At 69.1% G+C, this 11362-nt stretch carries 13 protein-coding genes; 4 read left to right on the plus strand and 9 right to left on the minus strand.

What is annotated here, in order from left to right; genetic code table 11:
* Positions 1-35: 35 nt before the first annotated feature.
* Genes purL through purS form a run of 4 tightly spaced genes read right to left on the minus strand, consistent with a single transcriptional unit; the run spans position 36 to position 5275 of the window.
* Entirely contained in the window at positions 36-2297 is a 2262-nt protein-coding gene (gene purL, locus OG558_RS08780; RefSeq protein WP_405069754.1) for a phosphoribosylformylglycinamidine synthase subunit PurL, read from the minus strand.
* 1 nt (position 2298) lies between these two features.
* A complete protein-coding gene (locus OG558_RS08785; RefSeq protein WP_405069755.1) occupies positions 2299-4356 on the minus strand; it encodes a hypothetical protein in 2058 nt (685 codons plus the stop codon).
* Complete coding sequence (gene purQ / locus OG558_RS08790; RefSeq protein WP_405069756.1) at positions 4356-5027, minus strand: phosphoribosylformylglycinamidine synthase subunit PurQ; 672 nt, start codon at positions 5025-5027, stop codon at positions 4356-4358. Before purQ ends, OG558_RS08785 begins: the two co-directional genes overlap by 1 nt.
* A complete protein-coding gene (gene purS, locus OG558_RS08795; RefSeq protein ID WP_132156044.1) occupies positions 5024-5275 on the minus strand; it encodes a phosphoribosylformylglycinamidine synthase subunit PurS in 252 nt (83 codons plus the stop codon). Before purS ends, purQ begins: the two co-directional genes overlap by 4 nt.
* A 114-nt stretch (positions 5276-5389) precedes the next feature.
* On the opposite strand from purS, the gene OG558_RS08800 reads away from it, so the two are divergent.
* From OG558_RS08800 to OG558_RS08810, 3 genes are read left to right on the plus strand one after another with little or no spacing between them, the layout of a single operon-like run.
* On the plus strand, positions 5390-5911 hold the full coding sequence (locus OG558_RS08800) for a helix-turn-helix transcriptional regulator (protein WP_405069757.1): 522 nt from the start codon (positions 5390-5392) through the stop codon (positions 5909-5911).
* Positions 5908-6096 (plus strand): hypothetical protein, encoded by a 189-nt coding sequence (locus OG558_RS08805; protein ID WP_405069758.1) that lies wholly within the window; start codon positions 5908-5910, stop codon positions 6094-6096. The genes OG558_RS08800 and OG558_RS08805 overlap by 4 nt, the downstream gene beginning before the upstream one ends.
* A 10-nt stretch (positions 6097-6106) precedes the next feature.
* Complete coding sequence (locus OG558_RS08810) at positions 6107-6595, plus strand: hypothetical protein (protein WP_329482676.1); 489 nt, start codon at positions 6107-6109, stop codon at positions 6593-6595.
* Positions 6596-7333: 738 nt separating this feature from the next.
* On the opposite strand, the gene OG558_RS08815 is transcribed toward OG558_RS08810, so the two are convergent.
* From OG558_RS08815 to OG558_RS08825, 3 genes are all read right to left on the minus strand, one after another.
* On the minus strand, positions 7334-7462 hold the full coding sequence (locus OG558_RS08815) for a hypothetical protein (protein ID WP_405069759.1): 129 nt from the start codon (positions 7460-7462) through the stop codon (positions 7334-7336).
* Positions 7463-7755: 293 nt separating this feature from the next.
* A complete protein-coding gene (locus OG558_RS08820) occupies positions 7756-8631 on the minus strand; it encodes a phosphoribosylaminoimidazolesuccinocarboxamide synthase (protein WP_405069760.1) in 876 nt (291 codons plus the stop codon).
* A complete protein-coding gene (locus tag OG558_RS08825) occupies positions 8628-9713 on the minus strand; it encodes an FAD-dependent monooxygenase (RefSeq protein ID WP_405069761.1) in 1086 nt (361 codons plus the stop codon). The genes OG558_RS08820 and OG558_RS08825 overlap by 4 nt, the downstream gene beginning before the upstream one ends.
* A 53-nt stretch (positions 9714-9766) precedes the next feature.
* On the opposite strand from OG558_RS08825, the gene OG558_RS08830 reads away from it, so the two are divergent.
* Entirely contained in the window at positions 9767-10369 is a 603-nt protein-coding gene (locus tag OG558_RS08830; protein ID WP_405069762.1) for a TetR/AcrR family transcriptional regulator, read from the plus strand.
* On the opposite strand, the gene OG558_RS08835 is transcribed toward OG558_RS08830, so the two are convergent.
* Both OG558_RS08835 and OG558_RS08840 read right to left on the minus strand, forming a co-directional pair.
* Positions 10353-10775: a hypothetical protein gene (locus tag OG558_RS08835; RefSeq protein ID WP_329482680.1), complete on the minus strand. Its 423-nt coding sequence runs from the start codon at positions 10773-10775 to the stop codon at positions 10353-10355. The genes OG558_RS08830 and OG558_RS08835 overlap by 17 nt on opposite strands.
* A 245-nt stretch (positions 10776-11020) precedes the next feature.
* Positions 11021-11308 carry a hypothetical protein gene (locus OG558_RS08840; protein ID WP_405069763.1) on the minus strand — a complete coding sequence of 96 codons (288 nt, stop codon included), beginning with the start codon at positions 11306-11308 and terminating at the stop codon, positions 11021-11023.
* Between the last annotated feature and the right edge of the window lie 54 nt (positions 11309-11362).

The following is an 11362-nucleotide window of genomic DNA, read 5'->3' on the forward strand; positions in this document are numbered from 1 at the left end:
GGGCACTCACAGCGCCCGGGTCGTCGCGCGGCCGGCTAGTTGAGGGCGGCCGGGAGCGTCTGCGTCCAGGCCGTCCGCAGTTCCGTCAGCGGCACCTCGAACTGGTCCTGGACGTCGAGGGTGTCGCCGGTGATGACGCCGATCTTCGCGTGCGGGAAGCGGCGGGCCGTGCACATGTCGGTGAACCGGACCTCTTCGGTGCGCGGTACGGCGACGACCGCCCGGCCGGCCGATTCCGCGAACAGGAACAGGAACGGGTCGAGCCCGTCCGGCGCCCACACCCGCGCACCCACACCGCCGCGGAGAGCCGACTCGACCAGCGTCTGCGCCACGCCGCCGTCGCTGACGTCGTGCGCCGCGTCGATCAGGCCGTCGCGGGACGCGTTGATCAGGATGTCGGCCAACTGGTGCTCGGCCGCCAGGTCGATCGCCGGCGGCCGTCCACCGAGGTGGCCGTGGATGACGTGCGCCCACTCCGACCCGGACAGTTCCTCCTCGGTCTCACCGAGCAGGTACAGCTGGTGGCCCTCCATCTCGGGCGTGAAGCCGATCGGCGTACGACGGGTGACGTCGTCGATGACCCCCAGTACGCCGACCACCGGGGTCGGCAGGATCGGAGTGTCACCGGTCTGGTTGTAGAACGACACGTTGCCACCGGTGACCGGGATACCGAGCTCCTTGCAGCCGTCGACCAGGCCGCGGATCGCCTCGGCGAACTGCCACATCACAGCGGGGTCCTCGGGCGAGCCGAAGTTCAGGCAGTCGGTCACCGCGGCCGGCCGCGCGCCGGTGGTCGCGACGTTGCGGTATGACTCGGCCAGCGCGAGCTTCGCGCCGGTGTACGGGTCGAGCTTGGCGAACCGCCCGTTGCAGTCGGTCGACACCGCGACACCGAGCCCGCTGGTCTCGTCGACCCGGATCATCCCGCTGTCCTCGGGCTGCGCGAGCACCGAGTTGCCCAGCACGTAGCGGTCGTACTGGTCCGTCACCCAGGACTTGTCGCACAGGTTCGGCGACGCGACCAGCGTCAGCAGGGTGTCCCGCAGCTCGGCGGGTGTGGTTGCCCGCGGCAACTTCTCCGCGCCGTCGGCCTGCAGCTCGTCCTGCCAGTCCGGGCGCGCGTACGGCCGCTCGTAGACCGGCCCCTCGTGCGCGACGGTCCGCGGCGGTACGTCGACCACCCGCTCGCCGTGCCAGTCGATCTGCAGCCGGCCGGTGTCGGTGACCTCGCCGATCACGTCGGCCTGCACGTCCCACTTGGCGCAGATCTTCAGGAACGCCTCGACGTTGTCCGGCGTGACGACCGCCATCATGCGTTCCTGCGACTCGCTCATCAGGATCTCTTCCGGCGCGAGCGACGCATCCCGCAGCGGCACCTTGTCGAGCGACACGTACATGCCGCCCTCGCCCGCACTCGCCAGCTCGGACGTCGCACACGACAGGCCCGCGCCACCGAGGTCCTGGATGCCTTCCACCACGCGCGCGGCGAACAGCTCCAGCGTGCACTCGATCAGCAGCTTCTCCATGAACGGATCGCCGACCTGGACCGCCGGCCGCTTGGTCGGACCGCCTTCGGCGAAGGTCTCCGACGCCAGCACCGACACTCCGCCGATCCCGTCGCCACCGGTCTTGGCGCCGTACAGGATGATCTGGTTGCCGACGCCGGTCGCGTTGGCCAGGTGCAGGTCCTCGTGCCGCATCACGCCGACGCAGAGCGCGTTGACCAGCGGGTTGCCCAGGTACGTCGGGTCGAAGACGACCTCACCACCGACGTTGGGCAGGCCGAGGCTGTTGCCGTAGCCACCGACGCCGGAGACGATCCCGGGCAGCACGCGCTTGGTGTCCGGCGCGTCCAGCGGGCCGAACCGCAGCGGGTCCATCACCGCGACGGGGCGGGCGCCCATCGCGAGGATGTCGCGGACGATGCCGCCGACCCCGGTCGCCGCGCCCTGGTAGGGCTCGACGTACGACGGGTGGTTGTGCGACTCGACCTTGAACGTGACGGCGTACCCCTCGCCGATGTCGATGACGCCGGCGTTCTCACCGATGCCGGCCAGCATCTTCCCGGCCGGCGTCTCCTGCGGGATCTCGCCGAACTTGCGCAGGTGCACCTTGGACGACTTGTACGAGCAGTGCTCGCTCCACATCACCGAGTACATCGCCAGCTCGCAGCTGGTCGGCCGGCGGTCCAGGATGTCCCGGATCCGCTGGTACTCATCCGGCTTCAAGCCGAGCTCCGCCCACGGCTGCTCGACGTCAGGGGTGCTACTGGCGTTGCTGACAGTGTCGGTGGACACGTTAGGACTCCTGCACTAGGTGGGACTCAGGTGAAACGGTAGCGGGCTGCTCAGCGGTCACAAGGTGAGCCACCAGCAGTGGTACGGCGAAGCCGGCCATGATCGCGGGTAGGGCGACGCCGGCGTCGTTCAGCAGCATGCCGACCAGACCGCAGGTCGACAGGGCGAGGAGAGTCGGCCGGATCATCGGCAGACTGGTGTAGAAGCGGCGGTAGGACTCCGAGGGCACCTTCTCGGGCAGCACAGTGGCGAGCATGCACAGCACCACTGCCACGAGCATGGCCCAGCCGGACGGACCGGTGAAGAACTGCACCGCCATCTGCAGCTTGCGGATCAGTACGTCGCTCACGTCCCCGTCGAGCAGCCGGGCCACGAACGTGCCGAAATGGCTCCGCTGGTCCGGCGGCCGCAGATAGTCGAGGTAGGCGACGGCGGACACAGCTAGCACGCCGGTCAGACCCACACCGATCAATGCACGCAGTGAGATGCTGCCGCGCCAGGTCAGCCAGGCCATGAGCAGCACAGCCGGGGTCAGCGCGATGATGCCGCCGAAGTCGGTCCCCCAGCCGGGTCTGCCGTCCACCACGATCGCAGCGCCGCCGATCGCAAGCACAGCGAGCGCGGCCTGCGCTCTGCTCTTGTCGATCAGCTTCTGCGCGGCCCAGCCGGCAGTGACGAGGGCTGCGACCGCAAGCGTCGCGAAAGTGGAGTTGCCGAAGCCATAGAACCGTCCACCGATCACCGGCCCGTCGGTGAACATGCTCCCGAACTGCAGCGGCGTCCCAAGCACGCCGTCCACCAGCAAGATCACGTACGCCGTCAACGCGATCCCCAGGAACGCATAGCGCTTCAGCACGACCTGAGCCACGCCTGCCAGGACCACGCTGATCCCGAGAACCACGCAGTACAAGGAGAAAGCGGGCGCGGGCCACCGCCACCACACGGTCGCCGTGGACAGGAACACCGCGATGAAGAATCCACCCTGCGTCAACAGCGTGAAGACGAGCGTACGACGGGACCGCGGGCTGCGCGTGATCCAGAACCAGGCGATCGCGAGGAGCTCCGCGGCCAGGATCGTCATCGAGACCGCGACCAGCATCGGCCGTGGCTGCTCGAACCGCTGGTTGGTGTCCAGCCGGTTCTCGATCACCGCGTCCGCATCGGTGTGCACGTCACCGGTGGAGTGGATCTCGTTCCCATCCAGCGGCCCAGCCTTCGCCACCCCAGCCGGATCGACTTCTGCGGCTGTCCGCCCCCTGAGAATGGTTGCGGTGATATCGGTCAGCTGGATCAGACCCGGTCGGCGGGTGCTGTCGCTCGTCAGCCAGCGCGGACCGTTGTCCGGCGGGAGCTGCATCGCAACGAGCGGCTCCTGGTGTGCGTTGGCGACCTCCTGGCTGACGCCGACCAGCAGAACCCATCCGCCGGCGGCCCGGGCTTGGGCGACCAGATCCGCGACCCGATTGCGCGCCTCCGCGCGCCCTTCCCTGAGAGGTAGCGCGCCGGCGTCGATGACCGCGTCACCGCAGTCATTGCTCGCCAGCCTGGCCGCGTCAAAGTCGGGCTGCCAGTTGACCACCGAGCCGTCGGTGTGAGCCAGTGCGATCGCCGCACCCGGTCCGAAGCCGCACATCGGGTAGCCGGCCTGACCGAGACGACCGATCGGTGCGCCGGTGTGGTGTTCGGCCTGGCGGTCGATGTACGTCTGCCAATCGGCCACCTTGCCGTTGGTGACAGCCGGCAGGTCACCGCAGGGCAGGTCGGCCACACTCCCCCAGGCCCGGGTGCCGGCGCTGATCGTCAGCCAGCCGTCGATCGGACAGGTGTGCGGGCCGGCGGTCTTCACGGTGATGGAGCCGACGTTCGACTGGTCGACCAGCGCGGTCAGCTCCGGCGACGCCTTCACGTCACTCCAGGTCAGACCGGAGACGCCGATCACCACGACCTTGGCCATCAGGCTCGCCGGCTGGGCGTTCGCCGTACCGGTGGCGGCGAGCACGGCCGCCGCGGTCAGAAAGAGGCTGCGGGCCAGGAGGCGCCGCAACCTTGACGACTTCATCAGCTGGAGACGACGGCCTTCAGCACCGAGGTGAAGAAGCCCAGGCCGTCCGTACTGGGGCCGGTCAGTGGCTCGACGCAGTGCTCCGGGTGCGGCATCAGGCCGACCACGTTGCCGCGCTCGTTGGTGATCCCGGCGATGTCGCGGTACGAGCCGTTCGGGTTCTCGTCCAGGTAGCGGGCGACGACCCGGCCCTCGCCCTCCAGCCGGTCCAGGGTCGCCTCGTCGGCGACGTACGAACCGTCCTGGTTCTTGAGCACGATGGTGATCTCGTGGTTGGCGTCGTAGTCGCTGGTCCAGGCGGTGCGGTTGTTCTCGATCCGCAGCGGCTGGTCCTTGCAGATGAACTTGCGGTGGTGGTTCTTGATCAGAGCGCCCGGCAGCAGGTGCGACTCGCACAGCACCTGGAAGCCGTTGCAGATCCCCAGCACCGGCAGGCCCTCGCCGGCTCTCTTGATGATGGTGTCCATCACCGGCGCGAACCGCGAGATGGCACCGGCCCGGAGGTAGTCGCCGTACGAGAAGCCGCCCGGCAGGACGACCGCGTCCACACCGTGCAGGTCGGCGTCGCCGTGCCAGAGCGCGACTGCCTCGGCACCGGCCACCGCGGCTGCGCGGCGGGCGTCGACGTCGTCGAGCGAGCCGGGGAAGGTGACGACCCCGATCTTCACTGCGCGTCCTCGACGTGGAGGGTGTAGTCCTCGATCACCGGGTTGGCCAGCAGCGTGTCCGCGGCCTTGCGGATCTCGGCGACCCGTTCCTCGGTCGCCTCGCCGTCCAGGGTGATCTCGAACCGCTTTCCCTGCCGGACATCGGCCACGCCGTCGAAGCCGAGCCGGCCGAACGCGCCGTGCACCGCCTTGCCCTGCGGGTCGAGGATCTCGGGCTTGAGCATGACGTCGACGACAACGCGAGCCACTGACTTACTCCAGGTCTCGTTCCGGGGTGACGCCTGAATCCTACCGATCCAGCCCCAGAACTCCGCATCGTGGACTATTCACTCAGTACATACACGCAGTGTATAGTCGCTGCCATGGCAACCGCCGAGCTCGTCCTGGGGCTGCTTTCGACCGGCCCGGCGCACGGGTACGACGTGAAGCGCGGCCATGACACGTGGTTCCCGGACAGCCGGCCGCTGGCGTTCGGGCAGGTGTACACGACACTCGGCCGGCTGGAGCGGGACGGACTTGTCGAGGTGGTCGACAAGACCTCCGGCGGCGGCCCGGACCGGACGGTCTACGCGCTGACGACCAAGGGCCGCGACCACCTCACGGACTGGCTCAGCGACCCGGTGCCACCCGCCTGGGGCAGCGCGGACGAGGTACTGCGCAAACTCGTCGCGGCGATCCGGACCGGTGGTGACGTGGCGGCGTTCCTGGCCCGGCAGCGCGCGAGCCACCTGCGCCGGATCCGCGAATTACGGGAGACGCCGGCCGCAGACGACCCGACCTCGCCGCTGGTCCGCGAGTACATCGTGGCCCACCTCGACGCCGACCTGCGCTGGCTCGACAGCGCCCTCGAACGCATCTCCCAGCAAAAGGAGACTCGTTCATGAGTGCATCGCAGGACACTGTCGAGGTGGTCCCGTCGTTCCGGCTGACCGCGATCCTGCGTGGACGGCGGCTCGCCGTACCCAGTCAGCCGTGGCTGTCAAGGGGGCGACGGGCCGGCTCGGGCGGGACCCTGGTTCACCCCGGGTGTGGGGCTGAGTTGCGTGGCAACGTTGGCCGCGGCGCATAGCCTCGGGGTCATGTGGGTCTGGCAGCTCGTGCTGGCGGTGGGCTTCGGGATCGGGTCCGCCGTCGTACCGGTGCTGAACGCGGAGGCGTACGTCCTCGGCGTCGGCGTGTCCGGCGCACTGGACCCGGTGGTGGCCGCGATCGGGATCTCGATCGGGCAGACCATCGGCAAGGTCGCGATGTTCCTCGCCGTCCGCTATCGGCCGGGGTACGCCGCCCGGAAGACGAAGGAGCCCAAGCCGGTCAACCTCGGGACCCGCTGGGGCCGGTTCGTGCAGTGGAACCGCGAGGTCAGCAAGCGGCTGCTCGACGCGATGAGCGACCGCCGCTGGGGTATCCCCGTCACGCTGCTGAGCGCCTTCGTCGGGATCCCACCCCTGTACGGCGTCGCCCTGATCGGCGGCGCCTCCCGGATGGGCGTCCTCACCTTCAGCCTGTCCGTCCTGGCCGGCCGAGCCGGCCGCTTCGTCCTCCTGGCCCTGGGCGTCGGCCTCTTCTAGACCAGTTTGATGGGCCCGGCCGGTACTTCTGTTTCATGTGTGGGTGATGTGACGGGCGGTAGGTCATCGGTGAAACCACCGGCCCGACAGGTATGCCGGGCACGCGGTCGGCGTTGGTTGTCCGGCGGTTCGCCAACTCGCCCAGGCGGTAGGCGACCCGGCGTGCGCATCTGGTGGGTTGACGTCCCATGCGGTGGGTTGACGTCCGATGCGGTGGGTTGACGTCCGATGCGGTGGGTTGGCGTACCGGATTCCGGGGCGCCAACCCACCATCTCGGACGTCAACCCATGAGATGGGTCGATCGGGCCATGTCCGCGCCGACACACAGCACCGGGCGGGACCGGAGCCGGCGGGTTGGGACACGTCGTGGCGGGCTGGGACAGGTCGTGGTGGGCTCGGACAGGTCGTGGTGGGCTGGGACAGGTCGTGGTGGGCTGGGACAGGTCGTGGTGGGCTGGGACAGGTCGTGGTGGGCTGGGACAGGTCGTGGTGGGTTGGGACAGGTCGTGGTGGGTTGGGACAGGTCGTGGTGGGTTTGGTGGAGGCCATTTCGGCTGTCTTGCTGGATGTGTGGGGTGGTGTGAGTGTGGGGCGGTTGGGATGTGCAGCTCGACAGGATGTGTCGGTGCCGGGGTGTTGGCCGGGTCAGGCATTCACGCCTGAAACCGGCCGCCCGGCCGCGGCCGGGGCCGACACTTCCTGTCGAGCTGCACGTCCCAGCCTCCAACGGCATCCGATCAGCCTCCGTCCAGCCGATCCCGCGCAGCGGCCGCCACCGTGGTGGACCACACCGGGGGTTGCTGCAACTGGGCGGGGCTCGTGCTGGTGGCGGTGGGATCGGTGCCGAGCTGCGGGACCTGGGACACCCTCTGGGGTCCTCGGACAGGTTGTGCCTTGTCCGCGGTCCCCGGTACCTGCGCGAGGCCGCGGCGGATCCCGCGGCCGGCCGGGCCCCGAGACAGGACGTCGTGGCCGGGACCTGGGACAGGACGTGGTGCGAGCGCCTGGGACACAGACATCGCCGCTATCCCGCAGCACACCCGGCCGACGATCACCCACACATCGGGCAGGAGTCGGTCAACCCCTCAGATAGTGGGCTGCCCCTGGGATCTCAACGGGGCAACCCACCACTTCCGAGGTTGGCCCCCTCAAATGTGGTTCAGCCCTCGAACTTTCGGCCGGTCAGCTGCTCATACGCGTCGACGTACGCCGATCGGGTGCGTTCGACCACCTCGTCGGACAGGGGCGGCGGAGCTTCGCCGGAGTGACGGTCCCAGCCGGAGTCGAACTGGAGCCAGTCACGGACGATCTGCTTGTCGTACGACGGCTGCTGCTTCCCCGGCGCCCACTGGTCAGCCGGCCAGAACCGGCTCGAGTCCGGCGTCAGCACCTCGTCGGCCAGCACGATCGTCCCGTCCGCCCGCGCACCGAACTCGAACTTCGTGTCGGCCAGGATGATCCCGCGCTCCTCCGCCATCGCCCGCGCCCGCGTGTAGATGGCCAGGGTCAGGTCCCGCAGCGCAGCGGCAGTCTCCGCGCCGACGGTCGCCACGACAGCGTCGTACGAGACGTTCTCGTCGTGCTCACCGAGGTCGGCCTTGGTCGCCGGGGTGAAGATCGGCTCGTCCAGCCGGGAGCCCTCGACCAGCCCGGGCGGCAGCGGGATGCCGCAGACCGCGCCGGTGTCGTTGTAGTCGAGCAGACCGGAGCCGCTCAGGTACCCGCGAGCGACGCACTCGACCGGGAACATCGCGAGCCGCTCACACACCACTGCCCGGCCCGCGACCTCGGCCGGTACGTCGGTGGACAGGATGTGATTCGGCATGTCCAGTTGCTCGAACCACCACAGGCTCATCGCGGTGAGCACCTTGCCCTTGTCCGGGATCGGCGGCTCCAGGATCCAGTCGAAGGCACTCATCCGATCGCTCGCGACCATCAGCAGATCGCCGGACTCCAGCTCGTACAGGTCCCGGACTTTGCCGGAGTGGACATGCTTCGCACCGGGGATCTCGGGCGCCTGCGGAAGTGTGGTCACGGACGCGATTGTTTCACCTTGCGCTTCGGCTTCCGCAGGGACACCAGCTTGCCGCCGAGGGTGAACAGGCCGTTGCGGATCGCGCACACCACCGGGTTCTCCACCTGGGCCACCCGGCCAAGACCCCGGGACCGCTTGACCAGCTTGGTGGTCGCGGGGCGGCGCTCGGCGTCGTACCGAGCGAGAGCAGTGATCAGATCAGTGCTCTCGCCGAGGTGCCGGGCGAGGGCGCCGGCGTCCTCGATCGCTGAGCATGCACCGCGTCCAAGGTTGGGCGTCATCGCGTGCGCCGCGTCCCCGAGCAGCACGACCCGCCCCTGCACGAACGGCACCAGCGGCAACGTCAGGTCATAGATGTCGTTCTGCAGCACCTTCTCCGAGCCGGCCAGCAGCTTCGGGATCGGGTCGTGCCAGGTCCGGAACGCCGCCGGCTCACTCCGAGCACCGGCGGGCTGGTTCGCCGTCGCGTACCAGTAGTACCGACCGTCGATCAGCGGTACGAATCCGAACAGTTGCCCCCGGCCCCAGGTCTCCCCGCCACCGTCGTCGATGTCCACATCCGCAATCCCGCGGTACGCCGTGCACCCGGAGTACCGCGGCCCTTCGTACGCCGGATACAGCGTGGTCCGGATCGTGCTGCGGATCCCGTCCGCGGCGACGACCAGGTCGGCCCGTAGGTCGTCGTTGATCGTCACGCCGATGTCGTCCTGGGTGATCGTGGTGACGTCGTACCCGGTGCGGACCGTGACGGCCGGACCGAACTCGGCCGTGATCAGGTCGTGCAACTGCGCCCGGTGAATCATCACCGGGATCTCGACGCCGAGATCGGCCGCCGCGACGACCCATCGGCCGTCGGGCTTGCGCATCCCGGCCGGCTTGGAGACCGCGGACGCCTTCTCGACACCCTTCACCCCGAGTTCCTCGAGAACGGCGACCACCGATGGCCAGACCGAGATCCCGGCTCCTACCTCACCCAACTCCGGAGCGCGCTCCAGGACTGTGACCTGCCACCCGCACCGTTGCAGCGCGACGGCCGCCGTGACCCCGCCGATGCCCGCTCCCACCACGATCGCCGTACTCATGGCTGAGACTCTACATCTGTAGAGTTAGGTTGGGAAGTGCGAGACTGACCGGCGTGACGAAGCAGGTTCCGCTGGGCGCGGATCGCCGGGACGCCATCGCCGACGCCGCGATCCACCTCGTCGCGACCCGCGGCCTGCGCGGGCTCACCCACCGCGCGGTCGACGCGGAGGCCGGCCTCCCGCCGGGCTCGACGTCCTACTACCTCCGCACCCGCAACGCCCTCCTCACCGCCTGCGTCAACCGCATGCTCGCGCGTGACGTGAGCGCCGCCGCACCCGAGGGCGTACAGGCGTCAAGCGGTGTGGGCGTGCCGCCGGTGGAGTTGTTGGTGGGGATGACGGTCGGGCTGGCGCGGGATCGGCCGGACGATCTGGTCGCGCGGTACGAGTTGTCGCTGGAGGCGAGTCGTCAGCCGGAGTTGCGGACCGCCATCGATGCGGGCGGACGGCAACTACGTTCTCTGCTCGCAAAGTTGCTCGACAGGCTCGGCGTACCAGATCCGTCGGAAGCGGCTTGGCCGGTCGCCGCGATGATGGACGGACTCCTGTACGACCGGGTCGCCGGGGCGGGGGCAACGCTCTCACCAGAGGCGTTCGAAGCCGGCGTTCGGCGTTCTGTCACCGCGCTGATCGAAGGGCTCAGAACCGGTCGGTGATGATGACGAACGTGAAGTAGCAAACGCCGAGGAGCATGCCGACGTGGCCCAGGACGGACAGGCCTGCGCCGGAGCCCCACGCGTCGCTCTGCTTGTCCTCGGAGTGTTTGCCCCCGCTGGGAAGCCAACGGGCCAGGAGCAACAATCCGATGACCGTCAGCAGCCACCATCCGGTCAGTACGACCAGGGCGATCCCGCGGTGACCGGTGACCAGGGCAACGACCCACCCAAGCAGGGTGATGACGCCGACGACGGTGTGCAGCCTCAGCAGGGCGGCTGAGTACCCGTGCCGGCCGGCGCCGTGACCGGTGCCGTCGACAACGGTGCCGCCGAGGCGAACGCGCGTCAGCAGTACGACGACCGCACCGAGGGCGGTCAGGAACCAGGTGACGTTCGACCATTCCACGCCCCCATCCCTACCCCACCCCACCACCTGGCGAACCGTCTTCGCGTGTCGTTATCCTCCGTCGCGACAGTCCGTTCCACTTGGTGGACACTCCCAGCCCACCTTGTGCACCCATCAACCACCTGCGGGCCTCCTGGATGGTTGCCCCGTGCACAAGGTGGGGTTGGACGCCGCACGGTGCCCGGCGGGCCGAGTGTCCGCTCGAGGCCCGCCGGGCTGCTTTCGCGAGGTCAGCTGGTGTGGGCTCAACCGTTCTGCGTACCGGTGCCAGGCTGGGTGCCCTGCCCTTGCTGCCCGGGAAGCGTGCCCTGCCCCGTGCTCCCTTGACCTGTGCCGCCCTGGCCCGTGCTGCCTTGACCCGTGCTGCCCTGTCCCTGGCCGGGAAGCGTGCCCTGGCCTTGGCCGGTGTTGCCCTGACCGGTGGTGCCCTGACCGTTGCCTTGTCCCGGGAAGCGGCCGAAGCCACCACCGCCGGGGCCGCCGAACTGGTTCTGCTGCGTCGAAGTCCCGTCCCACGAGTGGCCAACCGCCATGCCACCAAGGAACGCCAGCACCGCAAGCAACGAACCTGCTCCAGCCAACACCAC

It is taken from the genome of Kribbella sp. NBC_01510, assembly GCF_045040325.1.
Lineage (GTDB): Bacteria > Actinomycetota > Actinomycetes > Propionibacteriales > Kribbellaceae > Kribbella.